The organism is Bradyrhizobium sp. HKCCYLRH3061 (assembly GCF_051168015.1).
Taxonomy (GTDB): Bacteria; Pseudomonadota; Alphaproteobacteria; order Rhizobiales; family Xanthobacteraceae; genus Bradyrhizobium.
In genome coordinates, this window is sequence record NZ_JBNPUE010000002.1 from 561,342 (window position 1) to 577,800 (window position 16,459).

The 16,459-nt window shown below is 65.1% G+C and carries 18 protein-coding genes; 3 read left to right on the forward strand and 15 right to left on the reverse strand.

The window, feature by feature from the left end; genetic code table 11:
• Positions 1–147: 147 nt before the first annotated feature.
• Complete coding sequence (gene purL, locus ACQR2C_RS06515; RefSeq protein WP_434880735.1) at positions 148–2,358, reverse strand: phosphoribosylformylglycinamidine synthase subunit PurL; 2,211 nt, start codon at positions 2,356–2,358, stop codon at positions 148–150.
• Positions 2,359–2,556: 198 nt separating this feature from the next.
• Here purL and ACQR2C_RS06520 point away from each other — a divergent pair, with 198 nt between their 5' ends.
• Positions 2,557–3,039: a PaaI family thioesterase gene (locus ACQR2C_RS06520; protein ID WP_315801205.1), complete on the forward strand. Its 483-nt coding sequence runs from the start codon at positions 2,557–2,559 to the stop codon at positions 3,037–3,039.
• Positions 3,040–3,139: 100 nt separating this feature from the next.
• Here ACQR2C_RS06520 and ACQR2C_RS06525 read toward each other — a convergent pair whose 3' ends face one another.
• The 6 genes from ACQR2C_RS06525 to purC all read right to left on the reverse strand — a co-directional run bounded on the left by ACQR2C_RS06525 (position 3,140) and on the right by purC (position 7,726).
• The gene (locus ACQR2C_RS06525; protein WP_434880772.1) at positions 3,140–3,877 is read right to left on the reverse strand and encodes a tetratricopeptide repeat protein; all 738 of its coding nucleotides are present in this window, start codon (positions 3,875–3,877) and stop codon (positions 3,140–3,142) included.
• A 236-nt stretch (positions 3,878–4,113) separates the two neighbouring features.
• A complete protein-coding gene (locus ACQR2C_RS06530; protein WP_316216113.1) occupies positions 4,114–5,361 on the reverse strand; it encodes a DUF1236 domain-containing protein in 1,248 nt (415 codons plus the stop codon).
• A gap of 196 nt (positions 5,362–5,557) precedes the next feature.
• Complete coding sequence (gene purQ / locus ACQR2C_RS06535; RefSeq protein ID WP_315801206.1) at positions 5,558–6,259, reverse strand: phosphoribosylformylglycinamidine synthase subunit PurQ; 702 nt, start codon at positions 6,257–6,259, stop codon at positions 5,558–5,560.
• Positions 6,260–6,268: 9 nt separating this feature from the next.
• Positions 6,269–6,685 carry a hypothetical protein gene (locus ACQR2C_RS06540; protein WP_315801207.1) on the reverse strand — a complete coding sequence of 139 codons (417 nt, stop codon included), beginning with the start codon at positions 6,683–6,685 and terminating at the stop codon, positions 6,269–6,271.
• A 17-nt stretch (positions 6,686–6,702) separates the two neighbouring features.
• Positions 6,703–6,945, reverse strand: coding sequence for a phosphoribosylformylglycinamidine synthase subunit PurS (gene purS / locus ACQR2C_RS06545; protein ID WP_315801208.1), 243 nt, complete (start codon positions 6,943–6,945; stop codon positions 6,703–6,705).
• 13 nt (positions 6,946–6,958) lie between these two features.
• Complete coding sequence (gene purC / locus ACQR2C_RS06550; RefSeq protein WP_016843454.1) at positions 6,959–7,726, reverse strand: phosphoribosylaminoimidazolesuccinocarboxamide synthase; 768 nt, start codon at positions 7,724–7,726, stop codon at positions 6,959–6,961.
• 310 nt (positions 7,727–8,036) lie between these two features.
• On the opposite strand from purC, the gene ACQR2C_RS06555 reads away from it, so the two are divergent.
• Positions 8,037–8,360 (forward strand): DUF1476 domain-containing protein, encoded by a 324-nt coding sequence (locus tag ACQR2C_RS06555; RefSeq protein WP_316183078.1) that lies wholly within the window; start codon positions 8,037–8,039, stop codon positions 8,358–8,360.
• Positions 8,361–8,427: 67 nt separating this feature from the next.
• Here the strand turns inward: ACQR2C_RS06555 and cynS are convergent, their stop codons facing one another.
• The 7 genes from cynS to ACQR2C_RS06590 all read right to left on the reverse strand — a co-directional run bounded on the left by cynS (position 8,428) and on the right by ACQR2C_RS06590 (position 15,240).
• A complete protein-coding gene (gene cynS / locus ACQR2C_RS06560; RefSeq protein ID WP_315779742.1) occupies positions 8,428–8,916 on the reverse strand; it encodes a cyanase in 489 nt (162 codons plus the stop codon).
• A 51-nt stretch (positions 8,917–8,967) separates the two neighbouring features.
• Positions 8,968–9,873 carry an ABC transporter ATP-binding protein gene (locus ACQR2C_RS06565; protein ID WP_316183077.1) on the reverse strand — a complete coding sequence of 302 codons (906 nt, stop codon included), beginning with the start codon at positions 9,871–9,873 and terminating at the stop codon, positions 8,968–8,970.
• Positions 9,874–10,119: 246 nt separating this feature from the next.
• A complete protein-coding gene (gene ntrB, locus ACQR2C_RS06570) occupies positions 10,120–10,959 on the reverse strand; it encodes a nitrate ABC transporter permease (RefSeq protein ID WP_316183076.1) in 840 nt (279 codons plus the stop codon).
• 178 nt (positions 10,960–11,137) lie between these two features.
• Positions 11,138–12,523, reverse strand: coding sequence for a CmpA/NrtA family ABC transporter substrate-binding protein (locus ACQR2C_RS06575; protein WP_316183075.1), 1,386 nt, complete (start codon positions 12,521–12,523; stop codon positions 11,138–11,140).
• 96 nt (positions 12,524–12,619) lie between these two features.
• Positions 12,620–13,495, reverse strand: coding sequence for a sulfurtransferase (locus ACQR2C_RS06580; RefSeq protein WP_434880736.1), 876 nt, complete (start codon positions 13,493–13,495; stop codon positions 12,620–12,622).
• Between the two features lie 47 nt (positions 13,496–13,542).
• Positions 13,543–14,664 carry an acyl-CoA dehydrogenase family protein gene (locus ACQR2C_RS06585; RefSeq protein WP_434880737.1) on the reverse strand — a complete coding sequence of 374 codons (1,122 nt, stop codon included), beginning with the start codon at positions 14,662–14,664 and terminating at the stop codon, positions 13,543–13,545.
• A 33-nt stretch (positions 14,665–14,697) separates the two neighbouring features.
• Positions 14,698–15,240 (reverse strand): OsmC family protein, encoded by a 543-nt coding sequence (locus ACQR2C_RS06590; protein ID WP_006614508.1) that lies wholly within the window; start codon positions 15,238–15,240, stop codon positions 14,698–14,700.
• Between the two features lie 257 nt (positions 15,241–15,497).
• Here ACQR2C_RS06590 and ACQR2C_RS06595 point away from each other — a divergent pair, with 257 nt between their 5' ends.
• Positions 15,498–16,178: a TetR/AcrR family transcriptional regulator gene (locus tag ACQR2C_RS06595; RefSeq protein WP_434880738.1), complete on the forward strand. Its 681-nt coding sequence runs from the start codon at positions 15,498–15,500 to the stop codon at positions 16,176–16,178.
• 30 nt (positions 16,179–16,208) lie between these two features.
• Here the strand turns inward: ACQR2C_RS06595 and ACQR2C_RS06600 are convergent, their stop codons facing one another.
• Positions 16,209–16,433 (reverse strand): hypothetical protein, encoded by a 225-nt coding sequence (locus ACQR2C_RS06600; protein WP_434873114.1) that lies wholly within the window; start codon positions 16,431–16,433, stop codon positions 16,209–16,211.
• Positions 16,434–16,459 lie beyond the last annotated feature (26 nt).

A 16,459-nucleotide genomic window follows, 5' to 3' on the forward strand; every position in this document is an offset into this window, starting at 1 on the left:
ACGCAGTAACCCATAACCGCAAGATCTTGTTGTTGGCGCAGGTCAACGACCAGTCCCGCCGACTACTCCGTACACCGAGTGGGTCCCGGATCGGCGCCACGTCGGCGCGGTGCGCCGCCGTGGCTTGTCCGGGACGACAACGGTGTGTCAGGCAGCCGCCCCGCCCATATATTCTGGTAGCCAGCTCTCGAACCGGCTCTTCAGCGTATCCACTTCCACCGAGGCCTCGCCGGCGATCGCCAGCGCAGTGCCGCCTGTCGTGCCGATGCGCGTGCACGGCACGCCGGCGCCGCGCATCTTGGCGAGCACGCGGCCAGCCTCGGTCTCCGGCACCGTCACGAGATAGCGCGCCTGGTCCTCGCCGAACCAATAGGCATGTGGCACGATCGAGGCAGGCGCGGCCAGCAGCCGCGCGCCGACGCCGGAGGCCATCGCCATCTCGGCGAGCGCGACGAGCAGACCACCGTCGGCCAGATCATGCGCAGCCGTCGCCGTGCCCGCATGGATCATGCCGCGCACGACATCGCCGATGCGCTTCTCCGCGGCCAGGTCGACCGGCGGCGGAGCGCCCTCCTCGCGGCCGCAGACGTCGCGCAGGTAGACCGACTGGCCGAGCCAGCCATGGGTCTCGCCGATCAGCAGGATCGCCTCGCCCTCGGCCTTGAAGGCGATGCTCGCCGACTTGGTGAAATCATCGAGCAGGCCGACGCCGCCGATCGAGGGCGTCGGCAGGATCGCGCGGCCGTTGGTCTCGTTGTAGAGCGAGACGTTCCCGGAGACGACGGGGAAGTCGAGCGCGCGACAGGCCTCCGAAATGCCCTTCAGGCAGCCGACGAACTGGCCCATGATCTCGGGCCGTTCCGGGTTGCCGAAATTGAGATTGTCGGTGATCGCAAGCGGCCGGCCACCGACCGCGGTGATGTTGCGCCAGGCTTCGGCGACGGCCTGCTTGCCCCCCTCGAACGGGTCGGCCTCGCAATAGCGCGGCGTGACGTCGACGGTGAGCGCCAGGCCCTTCGGCCCGTCCTGCACGCGCACCACGGCGGCATCGCCGCCCGGGCGCTGCACGGTGTTGCCGAGGATGACGTGATCGTACTGCTCCCAGATCCAGCGCTTCGAGCACAGATCCGGCGTCGCGATCAGCTTCTCCAGCGCCGGGATGATGTCCATCGGCGGCTTGACCTCGCGGGCATGGATCACCGGCAGCGCAGGCGAGGCGACATGCGGGCGGTCATAGAGCGGCGCCTCGTCGCCCAGCTCCTTGATCGGCAGGTCGGCCATGACGTCGCCGCCATGCTTCACCACGAACCGCTTGCTCGGCGTGGTGTAGCCGACCACCGCGAAATCGAGGCCCCATTTGCGGAAGATCGCTTCCGCCTCCTTCTCCTTCTCCGGCTTCAGCACCATGAGCATGCGCTCCTGGCTTTCGGAGAGCATCATCTCGTAGGCGCTCATGCCGATCTCGCGGGTCGGCACGCAATTGAGATCGAGGTCGACGCCGAGGTCGCCCTTGGCGCCCATCTCGACCGCCGAGCAGGTCAGGCCGGCCGCGCCCATGTCCTGGATCGCGATCACGCAGTCGGCGGCCATGATCTCGAGGCACGCCTCCAGCAGCAGCTTCTCGGCGAAGGGGTCGCCGACCTGCACCGTCGGGCGCTTCTCCTCCGAGGAGTCGTCGAACTCGGCCGAGGCCATCGAGGCGCCGTGGATGCCGTCGCGGCCGGTCTTGGAGCCGAGATAGACGATCGGCATGTTCACGCCGGAGGCGGCCGCATAGAAGATCTTGTCAGCGTCGGCGAGGCCGACCGCCATCGCGTTGACCAGGATGTTGCCGTCATAGCGGGTGTGGAAGCGGGTCTGGCCGCCGACCGTCGGAACGCCAAACGAGTTGCCATAGCCGCCGATGCCGGCCACCACCCCGGACACCAGATGCCGCGTCTTCGGATGCTCCGGCGCGCCGAACGACAGCGCGTTCAGGCAGGCGATCGGGCGTGCGCCCATGGTGAACACGTCGCGCAGGATGCCGCCGACGCCGGTCGTGGCCCCCTGGTACGGCTCGATGTAGCTCGGATGGTTGTGGCTCTCCATCTTGAACACGACCGCCTGGCCGTCGCCGATGTCGATCACGCCGGCGTTCTCGCCGGGGCCCTGGATCACCCAGGGCGCCTTGGTCGGCAGGCCCTTGAGATGGATGCGGGACGATTTGTACGAACAGTGCTCGTTCCACATCGCCGAGAAGATGCCGAGCTCGGTGAAGGTCGGGACCCGCCCGATCAGCTTCAGGATGCGCTCATATTCGTCGGGCTTCAGGCCGTGGGCGGCGACGAGCTCGGGGGTGATCTGCGGTTCATTGCGCATGGAGAAATGCCTTTGCCCCGTGGGCCGCTGGTCCCTTAAACCCTGCTTCATAGATACAGAGGCAGAAGCGGAAAAGGCCTTTTACGGCCCTATTCCGCCCTGTCCAGAGCTTTGGCCCGGACCCGCCAAGCGGGATATTTGCAGATTGGCGGCCAATCGGATTTAAGACGGTAAATCAACAGTTAAAGGCCCTTGCACGTGCACGATCTGACCCGTTCCGCCTTCGAGAACCGCCCCGGCATCCATATCGCGACCGACGGCGAGTTCGCCGGCTGGCGCACCTGGATGCGCGACAGCTACGAATCCCATACCGGACCGTTCTGGCACCGGATGGAGGACGACGGTTCGATCCGCTGCGCCTTCCGGGTCGAGAAGAAGCATTTGAACGGCGGCGGCAACGTCCATGGCGGCTGCCTGATGACCTTCGCGGATTACTGCCTGTTCGCCTTCGCCGCGCCGATCATGCAGGGCCCGGGCGTCACGGTCTCGTTCTCGTCCGAATTCCTCGACGCCGCGCGCGAGGGGGAATTGATCGAGGCCACCGGCGAGGTCACCCGCGCCGGCGCGTCGCTGATCTTCCTGCGCGGCATGCTGCATTCCGGCACCAAGCCGCTGTTCTCGTTCTCAGGGACCATCAAGCGCGTCAAGCGGCGGACGCCGGAGGCAGCGAACTCGCCGTAGCCTGATTTGATTTGTAGCCCGGATGAGCGCAGCGACATCCGGGATCTCACGCGCTCCCTCGGTGAACCCGGATGTCGCTGCGCTCATCCGGGCTACGGCCTCACCCCGCGAGCTGCTTCTCGGCGATCGATATCCACTCGGCCTGCGCCTTGCGCACATGGCGCGGGGCGCGCTTCATCTGGATCAGCAGCTCGGTGAATACGATCTTGGCCTCGTCGATGCGGCCGGCCAGCTTGAGCAGCAAGCCGTAGCGGACCTTCGCCTCGCTGCCCGGCGCGTAGTCCAGCAAGGCCTGGTACTCCTCCAGGGCCTCGTCGGTGCGGCCGGCTTCCTGCAAGGCGCGAGCATAGAGCAGATGCGCCTCGGCCGAATTGTAGTCCGGCCAGGCCTTCTGCAGCTCGTCGAGCGTCGCCAGTGCATCCGCGGGGCGGCGGCGCGCGAACTGCGCCTTGGCCTTGCCGAGCGCGAACAGCGGCTCGTGGCCCATCGGCAGGCTCAGGATGTGATCATAATGCTGCTCGGCCTCGTCATAGCGACCGACGGCGATGCATTCCTCGGCGAGCGCGGCGCGGTTGGCAATCGTATCCGTCACGGCGACGCGATCCGACAACTCACGATAGTATTTCTCAGGGTCCAGCTTGTTGGCGACGCGCTTGCGCGCCTTCTGGACGTCGTGGCTGCCCAGCCATTCCGGCACCAGCTCGACGACGATGTAGGCGAGCGCGCCGATCAAGGGGACCAACAAGATGATGAACGCCCAAGGCTGCATCCGCCCGGTCCGCGACGCATGATAGATCAGCGAGATCTGAAGAACTATAATGACGAGTGCAACCGGCACGGCGGTCCCCACGGCCAATCCCTACACGCCAACGTTGATAGCGTGGCCGCGCGCGGCCGACAATCCCGTCCGCGCCAGCTCAATTGACGATGCCGGTTTGACGCATGAGGACAACGGCCGGTTCGAGCAGCGGAGCAAGGCTCGTTCGATGGCCGTACGGAAGGCGATCCTGTCGCGAAGAAGGGCGGAAGCGCGTCGCGCCCCCGCCCTCGAGCCGCCGTCGTATCGCCACGCCGCTATTGCTGCTGGTCGATGACCTGCACCACCTTCTGATCGCGCGGGTCGACCAGCACGACCTGCTCGCCGATCGCCAGATACTGGTAGTTGGCGAGCTCCGGATTGCTGCGCGCGAGCTCATCGGGCACCCGGCGCAGGCTCAGGCAGCTCGTTCCGGACGAGGTCGATGACGATGTCGTCGATCCGACGGTGCCGGTCTCGGTCGCGGCGCGGCGCAGGATCTGGCGCTGATCGTCGGACAGCACGATGCGGGTCGAGCTCACGCCGTAGCCGCCGCGCTCATAGCCGCGATCGGCGCGCATGCCGTCCTGGGGGATGACATCGACGATCTCGCGGCTGCGCGGATCGACGATGGCGATCTCGTCATGCACGACGGTGTACTCGTAGCCGCGATATTCCGGAACGATGGTGACGATGTCCGACGGCAGCGGACGCGGCCGCACGCGCTCGGGCAGGCGCTCGCCGACGTTGATGCGGATGTCGATGTCGGTGCGGGCACGGTCGAAGTCGTGATCACGCTTGAGCTGGTCGACCACGCGGGTCTTCTGTTGCTCGTTGACCGAAACCTGCGTGCTGGAGCGGGTGTTGTTGGTCTGGGTCTGGTTGCTGGCCTGCCCGGTCGCGTCCGGCTTGCCCGCAGCGGCACCGGCCGGACCGGTCTGCTGGTTCTGCTGCGCGGTCGTGCTCTTGCTGTCCGTTGCGCCCGGCTGATTGGCCTGCTTGCTGCGGCCGGTCTGCTTGTCGGCCGCCTGGTCCGACGTGCCGGCCTTGCGCTCGTCCTGGCTTTGCCGGCTCTTGTCGCTGCCGCTGCGCTCGGCCTCGCGGTCGGACTTGCGATCCGTGGCGCCCGACTTGGTTTCGGCGGCGCGATCCTCGCCCTTGCGCGGCTCGTCGGCGCGTCCCTGCTGTTGCTTCGACTCAGCCTTGCTCTTGCTGTCAGACTGCTTGTCGGCCTGCTTGCTGTCGGCCTGCGACTTGCTCTCGGCGCTGTCCTTGGCGTCGCGCTCGCGCTGTGCCGAGTCCGGCCCGCGCTCGCCCTTGCTCTGCTCCGCGCTCTGTTTCGCATCGTGCGCCGAGCGCTCCTGAGCCTGCTCGCGCGCGGCCGATGACGGCTCGCTGCGACCCTGCGCGCTCTGCTTCGCCTCCGACGCGCCGTGTTCCACGGCCGCGCCAGCGCTCTTGGCCTCGCTGCCGGGCCGGATCGCTTCGCGTGCGGTCGGGGCAGCGGCGCCACCCTCGCGCTTCATCTCGGACTGCGCCGATGCGGCACCTGATGCCGTGCCGATCGCCAGAATGATCGCGGCCGTTCCCAGCCAATGTTTCGTCGTCATATGAGAACCTCCTTGGTTCCTGTCCCGTGGAATCGGGCGGACAACGCAAACAGCCGCCCGGCGTTGCCGGACGGCGCGAGAAAAAACTACGGAACGATTTCGATGAACGGCGTCAGGCCGCGCGGTCGAGATGGGCGACGAGGCCGGCAAACAGGCCACGGCCGTCGGTGCAGCCCATGATGTCTTCGACGTGATTCTCGGGATGCGGCATCATGCCGAGCACATTCCCGTTCTCGTTGACGATGCCGGCGATCGAATGCGCAGCGCCGTTGATGTTGCTGAGGTCGCCAACCTCGCCATCGGCCGAGCAGTAACGATAGAGCACGCGCCCATCGCCATTGAGCCGCTTCAAGGTCTCCTCGTCGGCCGCATAATTGCCCTCGCCGTGAGCGACGGGCACGCGGATGACCTGTCCCGCATTGTAGCCGCGGGTGAACGGAGAATCCGAGCGCTCGACCCGCAGATGCACGTCCTTGCAGATGAATTTCAGCTTATCGTTGCGCATCAGCACGCCCGGCAGCAGGCCGGACTCGCACAGGATCTGGAAGCCGTTGCAGACGCCGAGCACGAGGCCGCCCTTGGCGGCGTGATCGCGCACCGCGTCCATGACCGGCGCCCGCGCCGCGATCGCGCCACAGCGTAAGTAATCGCCATAGGAGAAGCCGCCGGGGACGACGACGAGATCGGTGCCCTTCGGCAGCGACGTCTCGGCGTGCCAGACCATCGCCGGCTCATGGCCGGAGATCATGCGCAGCGCGCGCGCCATGTCGCGCTCGCGATTGATGCCGGGGAAGACGAGGATGGCGGATTTCATGCTTGCGACCTATTTGCTGGCTTCCTGCAGAGCCTTCTCGAATCGCGCGAGATTGGCTCGGCTGGCGTATTCGTCGTTCGACGAACTGATCAAAACGTATTGTGATGTAGCGCTGTCGACGATACCGGAGAGTCTGTGGCTCGTCGTTCGCACCTCGGGCGGCTCGCCCGAGAGCTCAGCGGCCATCTCATCCCACTTGCGCAGGATGCCCGGAAGCAGCGCCGAATGGGGCGGCTTGCTTTGGCAAACAAGCCGAGACCCAGGCACACAGTCGACACGTGCGCATACGAAGACATGCAGGCCGTTCGGTCCAGCGGTGTAGCGCCATCCGTCCATAGTGACCGGAGCCGCTGCGCTCGCCATCGATACCGATAGAAGGAGACCAACTGCCGCGACGCCCAGTCTGACTTCGTTTCGGCGGATCATGTCTCCCCCTCAGCGCCCTACCCCAGCAGCTCCACCCGGTAGTTCTCGATCACCGTGTTGGCGAGCAGCTTGTCAGCGGCGGCCTTCAGGGCCGCCTCCGCCTGGGCCTTGTCTGCGCCGGCGAGCTCGATGTCGAACACCTTGCCCTGGCGCACGGACGCGACGCCGTTGACGCCGAGCGACTTGAGGGCGCCCTCGATCGCCTTGCCCTGCGGATCGAGGATGCCGGATTTCAGCGTCACCGTGACACGCGCTTTCACGTCTTTATCCCTTTTAGCTCTTGACCAGGACCGGGCCGGAGCCCGCCGGACGCTCGTTCTCGATGAGGATGCCGAGCCGCTTGGCGACCTCGGTATAGGCCTCCAGAAGGCCGCCAAGATCGCGGCGGAAGCGGTCCTTGTCGAGCTTCTCGTTCGACTTGATGTCCCACAGCCGGCAGGAATCGGGGGAAATCTCGTCGGCGACGATGATCCGCATCATCTCGTTCTCGAACAGCCGGCCGCACTCCATCTTGAAGTCGACCAGGCGGATGCCGATGCCGAGGAAGAGCCCGGTCAGGAAGTCGTTGACGCGGATGGCCAGCGCCATGATGTCGTCGATTTCCTGGGGCGTGGCCCAGCCGAACGCGGTGATGTGCTCCTCCGACACCATGGGGTCGTTGAGCTGGTCGTTCTTGTAATAGAATTCGATGATCGAACGCGGCAGCTGGGTGCCTTCCTCGATGCCGAGGCGCTGCGACAGCGAGCCCGCCGCCACGTTGCGCACGACGACCTCGAGCGGGACGATCTCGACCTCGCGAATCAACTGCTCGCGCATGTTGAGCCGGCGGATGAAGTGAGTCGGGACCCCGATGTCGTTGAGGTGCTGAAACAGGTACTCCGAGATCCGGTTGTTGAGGACGCCCTTGCCTTCGATCACCTGATGCTTCTTGGCATTGAAGGCGGTGGCGTCGTCCTTGAAGTGCTGGATCAGGGTGCCCGGCTCGGGGCCTTCGTACAGGACCTTGGCCTTGCCTTCATAAATGCGACGCCGACGGCTCATTGGGATGTACCGTGTTTTGTTGAAATCCATGAAATGGTGGGCTCCGGATGACTTTGGACAGGACCACGACGGAGCTGCCGCGAGGGCCCGGACGGACGGAAACAGAACAAGAACCGGGCCTGTGGGAAACCTATCTCATTGGTGTCCCGAGCACAATCGATCCAGGCCTCGGGGGCGGAGTTTTACCGCCCTTCCCTGCGGCCTCGTACCCGTTGTATTGGCAAGATGTTCCAATTATTTAGGCGTGCGGCCACCGCCCCGCAACCGCCTGCGCGGTTAACCCTCTTCGGCAACACTGGAAGTTCCGACCATGACCACGTTCGACAAGCGCGAGGACGCCTTCGAGAAGCAATTCGCCCATGACGAGGAATTGAAGTTCAAGGCAGAAGCCCGCCGCAACAAGCTGCTCGGCCTGTGGGCCGCCGAAAAGCTCGGCAAGTCCGGCGCTGACGCCGACGCCTACGCCAAGGAGGTCGTCGCGGCCGATTTCGAGGAAGCGGGCGATGCCGACGTGCTGCGCAAGGTGCTGGGAGACCTCAACGCCAAGGGCGCCGCCGTCACCGAGGCGGACGTGCGCGCGAAGATGAGCGAGCTGCTGTCGACCGCCGTGGCGCAGGTCAAGGCGGGACAATAACGGGCGAGTTGCGAATGGCGAGTAGCGAATAGGGCAAGAAGATCCCTATTCGCCACTCCCTATTCGCCTATTCTTCCTTGAAACCGTACTCCGGCACGTTGCCGCTGGCGCCGTAATATTTGTACGGCAGGAACTTGCCCGACATCGTGATCTTGACGCGGTCGCCCTTGGCATTGGGCAGGCGCTCCATCACCATGTCGAAATCGATCGCCGACATGATGCCGTCGCCGAACTCCTCCTGGATCAGCTCCTTCCAGGCCGGGCCGTTGATCATCACCAGCTCGTAGAAGCGATAGATCAGGGGATCGGTCGGCGGCATCTGCACGCCCTCGCCGCGCATCGGCGTCTCGTTCAGCATCGCGATCTCGGACTTCGACAGGCCGAACAGCTCGCCCGCATTGGCGGCCTGCGGCTTGGTCAGCTTCATCTGGCCGAGAATGGCGCCGACGATCAGCACCTCGGAATAGCCACCGATCGTCTCGCAGATGTACTTCCAGCTCCAGCCCTTCTCGCGCTTGATGTCGAGCAGCTTTTCGGTGAGGTCGGATCGCTTCATGCTTGGTCTCCCTTGATGGGTCTTCGTTGATGGGTTTGTTCCGGCTGGCCGTCAGCGGGCGACCGCCAGCGGCGTATCGCTCTCGACCGGTTTGGACGCGACGATCGCCGGCTCGGTGCGCCCGATCTTCACCACCGGCACCTTGCGCGGATCGTGATCCGGCACCTCCGCGGTGAAGGTCCTGCTGCGGCTGACCAGGAAATCGATGATGTGGTTGCGTAGCGCGTAGTACAGCGGATGACGATGCAGGTCGCCGCGCAGCCGGTCCTTCGGCAGCGGGTTCTCGACGATCTCCGCCAGCACCGCGCCGGGACCGTTGGTCATCAGCACGATCTTGTCGGCGAGATAGATCGCTTCGTCCACGTCGTGGGTGATCATGAACACGGTCTGCCCGGTCTCGACGCAGATGCGGCGGACCTCGTCCTGCAGGGTGCCGCGCGTCAGCGCATCGAGCGCGGAGAACGGCTCGTCCATCAGCATGATCTTCGGCGTGATCGACAGCGCCCGGGCGATGCCGACGCGCTGCTTCATGCCGCCGGACAGCTCCGAGGGACGCTTGTGCTCGGAGCCGGCAAGCCCGACCAGCTCGATATATTTCAGCGCATGCGCCTTGACCTTGGCGCGATCCCATTTGCGCCATTTCGACGAGACGGCATAGGTGACATTGCCGAGCACCGTCCGCCATGGCAGCAACGCATGACTCTGGAAGATGACCGCGCGGTCGAGGCTCGGGCCTTCGATGGCCTGGCCGTCGACGATGACGGCGCCTTCGCTCGGTGCGTCGAGGCCGGCAAGAACATTCAGCACCGTGGTCTTGCCGCAGCCGGAATGCCCGATCACGCAGACGAACTCGCCGCGCGCCATCGCGAGCCACAGGTTCTCGAAGATCGTCGTGCTCCGCGCCCCGTCGTAGCGCTTGGCGATGCCCTCGATGGAGATGAACTTGTCTGAGGTCATCGAGCAGACTCCGCGAGGACGGTGCGCTCCCTCTCCCCGTTCTTCACGGGGAGAGGGTTGGGGTGAGGGGCAGCCGCACGAAAGGTGCCTATGGAAAGAGATGATTCGGGGCACACGCGCCGGGAGTGTCCGTGGATGGACCTGTACCCCCTCACCCGGATTGCATCTACGATGCAATCCGACCTCTCCCCGCAAGCGGGGAGAGGTAAGACGGCCGCTCTGCTTGGGATCACGACCGTCATCCCCCTACTCCGGAAACGTCACAAGCCGCGCGACACGGGCCAGGATCTGATCGAGCATCATGCCGACCAAACCGATCATCAGGATCGCAATGATCACGTTGGTGATCGAGAGGTTGTTCCACTCGTTCCAGACGAAGTAGCCGATGCCGGTGCCGCCGACGAGCATCTCGGCGGCGACGATGACGAGCCAGGCGATGCCGATCGAGATCCGCATGCCGGTGAGGATCGTCGGCGCCGCGGCCGGCAGGATGACGGTGAAGGCGCGGCGGAAATTCCCGACCTCGAGCGTGCGGGCGACGTTGATCCATTCCTTGCGCACGCCGGCGACGCCGAAGGCGGTGTTGATGAGCATCGGCCACACCGAGCAGATGAAGATCACGAAGATCGCCGACAGGCTGGAATCCTTGATGGTGTAGAGCGCCAGCGGCATCCAGGCGAGCGGCGAGATCGGCTTCAGGATCTGGATGAACGGATCGAGCGCCTTGCTCATCAAGGGCGACATGCCGATCAGGAAGCCGAGCGGGATCGCGACCGCGACCGCGATCAGGTAGCCGAGCATCACCCGCCCGAGCGAGAAGGCGAGCTGGATGCCGAGCCCCTTGTCGTTCGGCCCATTGTCGTAGAACGGCCGCCGGAGATGCTCCCACAGCTTGGCGCCGACATCGAGCGGCCCGGGCATCGCCGACTTGCCTTGCGTCGCGGTCATGCCCATCAGCTTGGCGTATTCCGGGCTCATGTTGGCAGCCGTGCCGGTGCTGCGCGTGGCGATGTGCCAGGCGCCGAGGAAGACGGCGAGCAGCACGATTGAGACGACGGCGGCGCGCAGACGAAGTGAGGCGGTCATGCCGTCGCTCCACCACCGGCGTCATCCCTGCGAACGCAGGGACCCATAACCACCGAAATCAATGGATGGATAAGATTGTCGCTACTGCTCCTACCACAAGCCAGGTTACGGCGTATGGGTCCCCGCGTTCGCGAGGACGACACCGGTGGTGTGGCCGGCAGCGTGCCCATCGCTCCCATCACGACGCCTTCTTGATCTTGAAGCTGGCAACGTAGTCGTCCGGCTTGGTCGGATCGAACGGCTTGCCCATCACCGAGAACGATTTGTAGGAGTCCTTCGGCGGCGTCAGGCCCATGTCGATCATGACCTTGCGGGTGTCGGTGGCGAGATAGATCTGCTCGGCGACCGCCTTGTAGTCGACGTCGCCCTTGATCTGCCCCCAGCGCTTCATCTGCGTCAGCATCCACACCGCGAAGGACTGCCACGGGAACGGATCGAAATCGACGCGTTTCGGATCGGTCTTCACGCCGCCGAGGCCATCGGCGTAGGTGCCGGTCAAGACCTGCTCCATGACGGTCACCGGCGCATTGATATAATTCGCCGGAGCGATCGCCTCCGCGATCTGCTTGCGGTTCTCGGCCTTCGACGCGTACGCGGTGGCATCGACGATGGCGCGGGTGAGCGCCGCGAAGCTGTTCGGCGCCGTCGTGATGAACTCGCGGCTCGCCGCGAAGCTGCAGCAGGGGTGACCGTCCCAGATCTCCTTCGACAGCACGTGCAGGAAGCCGACGCCGTCGAAGATCGCCCGCTGGCAGATGTTGTCAGGCGCGAGAAAACCGTCGATGTTGTCGGCGCGCAGGTTCGCGACCATCTCCGGCGGCGGCACCGAGCGCAGCTGCACGTCGGTGTCGGGATCGATGCCGTGCTCGGCGAGATAGTAACGCAGCAGATAATTGTGCATCGAATAGTCGAACGGAATGGCGAACTTCATGCCCTTCCAGTCCTTCGGGTCACGCTTGTCCTTGTGCTTCATCGCCAGCACGATGCCCTGCCCGTTGATGTTCTCGATCGCGGGCACGGTGAACGGGATCGGCTGTGCACCGAGGCCGAGCGAGATCGCGATCGGCATCGGCGCCAGCATGTGCGAGGCGTCGTATTCCTTGTTGATGGTCTTGTCGCGGATCACGGCCCAGCCGGCGGTCTTGACGACCTCGACGTTCAGCCCAGCCTTAGCATAGAAGCCGAGCGGCGCTGCCATGATGATCGGCGTGGCGCAGGTGATCGGGATGAAGCCGACCTTGAGATCCTTCTTCTCCGGCGCGCCCGCTTCGGCGAAAGCTTCAGTCGCCGTCTTCAGCGGAAAGAATTGCGAGACGGCAGCGAGCGCGGTGGCGGCGCCGACCGACTTCAGGAACGCGCGGCGGGTGGCAGCTTGCGGAAACACCGCGCGCAGCACGGCGGACGCGACCACGTTCTCGTAGCGCTTCTCGGTGGACTCCGCCACGGGCTCGCAGCGCAGCGCCAGCATGGCGTGCTCATGTTCGGCCGGGCTGCGATGCTGGCCGCAGATACAACCGGCATTCACGCGTGAATCGGCATCGAACGGATCATCGAAAATCGACATGTGCTGCGCCCCTTTGTCACACCTGCGCTATCAGCGCCTTCGAACTGCTCATCCGGCCGCGTTTTTCAGCGGCCGGACGTGCTCAACATGCAGCTTCTATGCCGCCTTGCTGGTCATCGCCGGCATCGGAAGACCTTCCTCGATCGGCAGCGACGGATCGCGCGACCACTCGTTCCACGAGCCGAAGTACATCCGCACATCCTTCACGCCGGCGTTCTTCAGCGCCAGGAAGGTGTTCGAGGCCCGCGCGCCCTTGAAGCAGTAGAGATACACCGGCGTGTCGACGGTGATGCCGACGGTGGCGCATTCGGCGAGGATCTCGTCCTTCGACTTGAAGCGCGGCCCCTCTCCGGTCGGCTTCATCATGCGGTACCATTCGAGCCAGACGGCACCGGGGATGCGGCCCTTGCGCGGACAGAAATCCTTGCCGTAGGGCGAGGAGGAATCACCGATCCATTCGTCGACATCGCGGACGTCGAGGATCGCGATCGCGGGATTGCCGACGGCGGCCAGCATCGCCTTGGCGTCGATCAGGATGCTCCCCGCCTCCGGAACGATGCTGAACGATGCCTTCGCCGGCGACGGCACGTCGGTCGTCACGGGCATGCCGGCGGCGACCCAGGCGTCGTAGCCGCCATGCAGCACCTTGATCTTGGGATAGCCGAGCATTGTGAGCAGGAAATAGCCGCGGCACGACTGGCCGAAGCCGGAGTTCATCGACTGCTCGTAGACCACGGCGGTCTCCGCACCCGACAGGCCGGCGGCGCCGAACGCGTCGGCAAACTTCGTCTTCAGCTCCGTGATGCCTTCCGGCGTGGAGGTCGCGAGATAGGTGAAGATCTCGTGGACGTTGACCGCGCCGGGAAGATGTCCCGCGGCATAGGCATCGGGATTGCGGGTGTCGATCACGACACACGGCTCGGTCTTGATGAACTCGGCGAGTTCACCGGCAGTAATCAGAACGTCCGTCATGGCAGGCCTCTCCTGGTGGGATTTGTTGGTTGCCGTTCTCGCCGGCGTCAGCCGTCGGCGAGCATCTTGCGGAGCTGCTTGGTCGCGGGGGTCACGATCGCGACGAAATAGGCCTCGCGCAGGCGACGTTCGGCGCGATTGCCCTTGAGGTAGCCGCGGGCTCCGCAATGGAGCATCGCGGCATGAGCCGCAGCGACGCTGGCCTCGCCGGCCCGCAGGCGCAGCGCGACGACCTTGCGCCAATAGGTCTCGTCGGCGTTGAACGGATCGCTGGCGAGCTCCGAAGTTTCCTTTGCGAGCTCGTCGGCGAGCGCGCTGAAATCGACCGGCTGCTGCGGCAGATAGCGGTTGACGTGACCGAGCGGCGCCTCGACCTCCTGCATGATCTTGATGCAGTCCTTGATCAGGCCGAGCGCCATGCCGGCCTGCAGCAGGATGAATCCGGCGCGGATCTTCTTGACGAAAGGACCGGCGGGATCGGCCAGGATCAGCTCGTCCGGCACGAACAGGTCGCGAAACTGGATGCCATAGGTGCCGGTGCCGTCCATCGCCAGGAACGGCTGGCATGGCTGCAGGGTCACCGCCGGATCGGAACAGTCGGCGATGAACATCACGATCTCGCCCGGCGCGTCCTCACGCTCGAAGATGGTGCCGAACATGTGGTCCGGTCCGAGGTTCGAGACCCAGGGCAGCACGCCGCGCACGACGTAGCCGCCCTCGACCTTGCGGCCCTTCAGCTTGAGCTTCTCGATGCCGAAGAAGCTCTTCATCGGGTTCGACAAGCCGGTGCCACCGAGCAACCGGCCGCTCGCGGCGTCGTCGAGCAGACGGTCGACGAGCGCCTTGTTGGGCGAGTTGGCGATGTACCAGACCAGCGTGTTCTGGCACCACGCCATGAAGGCAGAGGCGCCGCAGACCTCGCCGATCGCGCCGATGGCGTCGATCGCGCAGTTGAGATCCGCCGCGCCATTGTCCGGCACGTGGCTGCTCCACGCGCCGACCTCGCCGAAGCGGCGGAGCACGTCGGCCGGGTACACCGTCCCGGCGTCGATGCCAGAGGCCAGCGGCGCGAGCTCCTTGCGCGCGATCGCCGTGACCTGCTCCACGGTCGACGGTACGGGCATCACGCCCGCGCTGTCGACCGCCAGATGCTGTCCGAGTGAACCCATGACGTCCTCCGCTACTCGCAGGCCCTCGGCCGATCAGATTCCGACTTCGAGATTGACAGGGCGGGTAAACGTGTTGGCGACCGGCGACCACTTCTTGACGTGGTCGATCAGCGCCTGAACCTCTTCCTTGGAAATGCCCTCGCACTCCATGTCGACCTTGACGCGGACGTCGGTGAAGCCGACCGGCTTCTCGCTGACGTCGCCGGTGCCCCAGACGGCCGTGATGTTGAGGTCGCCCTCGAGCTCCAGCTCGAGCTTGTTGACGATCCAGCCGCGATGCACCGCATTGGCGTGCAGGCCGACGGCCAGGCACGAGCCGAGCGCAGCGAGCGAGGCTTCCGACGGATTGGGCGCGGTGTCGTCACCGAGCAGCCCCGGCGGCTCGTCGACGATGTACGGCGCGAGGTTGCGGATGTAGTTGGCGTGGCGGAACTTGCCCTCGGCGACGGTCTTGCACTTCAGGGTCTTGATGACCTTGGGGTTGGCCTTGCCGTTGACGATGAGCTGCTCGAGCCCACCTCTGTCGATGGGCGCGAGGCAGCCCGTCAGCGCCGTCTTCTGAACCACAGCGGTCATCTCATTTCTCTCCCTGGGATGAGGATACCGAACGGTCTGTATCCTGCACGAAGCGTGCCAGAGAGGCCAAAAATCAAAAGCCGGAATGATCCTCGCGACTTACGCGATCATCGCGGCAAGCGGCGACCCGCTGCGTCCCCTCCGTTGCCCAAGCGCGGTGCAGAATGCCGCCTTCGGAGATCAAATTGCGCGCAACGCCGCCTCGCGCACATCAGCAGTCTTGCTGACTCACGCGCACAGCGATTAAGCTCGCAGGCATGGCAAAGTCAGTTGCGGGCAAACAATCCGGCAAGAAGCAGGCGATCGCGAGGACGATCTCGGCCGGCGATGACGAATCCGCGCGCGGCCGTCTGCTCGGCGCCGCTACGCGGCTGTTCTGCAAGAACGGAATCAATGCCACCGGCATCGATGCGATCATCAGCGAGGCCGGCACCGCGAAGACCACGCTCTACAAGCTGTTCGGATCGAAGACCGCGCTGGTCACCGCCGTGCTCGAAAGCGAAGGCAAGCAGTGGCGCGAATGGTTCATCGCGGAAATGGAGAACGGCGGCGGTGACGCCGAGACCAAGCTGGCACGCATCTTTCCGGCGTTGAAGAGCTGGTTCGGCGAGGAGCGCTTCTACGGCTGCCCCTTCATCAATGCGGTCGGCGAGCACGACAAGGATCAGAAGCAGTTTCGCACCATCGCGATGCGCCACAAGAAGGTGGTGCTGGCGCATATCGAGAGGCTCGCCCGCGAGATGGGCGCCGCCGAGCCGGAGAGCTTCTCGCATCAGCTCGCATTGCTGATCGACGGCGCGATCGTGGCGGCCATGGTGTCACGCAATCCCGAGGTCGCGGACACGGCCGGCCTGGCCGCGAAGGCGCTGATCGAGCCGGCGAAGCTGAAGGCGGCACAGCGCAACAGCAAGGCGAACCCGCAGCTCGCGACGGCGTGAGCCGCCCTGCTCCGCGACCGAGCGTCTGGATTAGCGGAAATACTCCGTCACCAGCTTCAGGTCGGCCTGGTCTGCGCACGCGCCGTTGAGGCTGGCATCGATGACGCGGCGGCAGGCGGCGACCGCAGCCTCATCACCGAGCTCGTTGGCCGCTTCGAGCACGTGCCAGGCCGCATCGGCCGCCGCGCGGTCCGCAGGCGTCTCGCGATGGCCGATCCGCTGCTCTCTGCGAAGAGGGAGTTCCGTGCCGTTCATCCGCGATCACCTCCGTCCGTCGCTGC

Bases quoted from the DNA above. Each gene is read 5' to 3' on its own strand.
- ACQR2C_RS06555 (WP_316183078.1), top strand. From the start codon at position 8,037: ATGACCACGTTCGACAAGCGCGAGGACGCCTTCGAGAAGCAATTCGCC.
- purQ (WP_315801206.1), bottom strand. From the start codon at position 6,259: ATGAAATCCGCCATCCTCGTCTTCCCCGGCATCAATCGCGAGCGCGAC.
- purC (WP_016843454.1), bottom strand. From the start codon at position 7,726: ATGAGCCGTCGGCGTCGCATTTATGAAGGCAAGGCCAAGGTCCTGTAC.
- ACQR2C_RS06595 (WP_434880738.1), top strand. From the start codon at position 15,498: ATGGCAAAGTCAGTTGCGGGCAAACAATCCGGCAAGAAGCAGGCGATC.
- purL (WP_434880735.1), bottom strand. From the start codon at position 2,358: ATGCGCAATGAACCGCAGATCACCCCCGAGCTCGTCGCCGCCCACGGC.
- ntrB (WP_316183076.1), bottom strand. From the start codon at position 10,959: ATGACCGCCTCACTTCGTCTGCGCGCCGCCGTCGTCTCAATCGTGCTG.
- ACQR2C_RS06530 (WP_316216113.1), bottom strand. From the start codon at position 5,361: ATGAAGCGCGAGGGTGGCGCCGCTGCCCCGACCGCACGCGAAGCGATC.
- cynS (WP_315779742.1), bottom strand. From the start codon at position 8,916: ATGAAGCGATCCGACCTCACCGAAAAGCTGCTCGACATCAAGCGCGAG.
- ACQR2C_RS06580 (WP_434880736.1), bottom strand. From the start codon at position 13,495: ATGACGGACGTTCTGATTACTGCCGGTGAACTCGCCGAGTTCATCAAG.
- ACQR2C_RS06600 (WP_434873114.1), bottom strand. From the start codon at position 16,433: ATGAACGGCACGGAACTCCCTCTTCGCAGAGAGCAGCGGATCGGCCAT.
- ACQR2C_RS06585 (WP_434880737.1), bottom strand. From the start codon at position 14,664: ATGGGTTCACTCGGACAGCATCTGGCGGTCGACAGCGCGGGCGTGATG.
- ACQR2C_RS06590 (WP_006614508.1), bottom strand. From the start codon at position 15,240: ATGACCGCTGTGGTTCAGAAGACGGCGCTGACGGGCTGCCTCGCGCCC.
- ACQR2C_RS06540 (WP_315801207.1), bottom strand. From the start codon at position 6,685: ATGATCCGCCGAAACGAAGTCAGACTGGGCGTCGCGGCAGTTGGTCTC.
- ACQR2C_RS06575 (WP_316183075.1), bottom strand. From the start codon at position 12,523: ATGTCGATTTTCGATGATCCGTTCGATGCCGATTCACGCGTGAATGCC.
- ACQR2C_RS06565 (WP_316183077.1), bottom strand. From the start codon at position 9,873: ATGACCTCAGACAAGTTCATCTCCATCGAGGGCATCGCCAAGCGCTAC.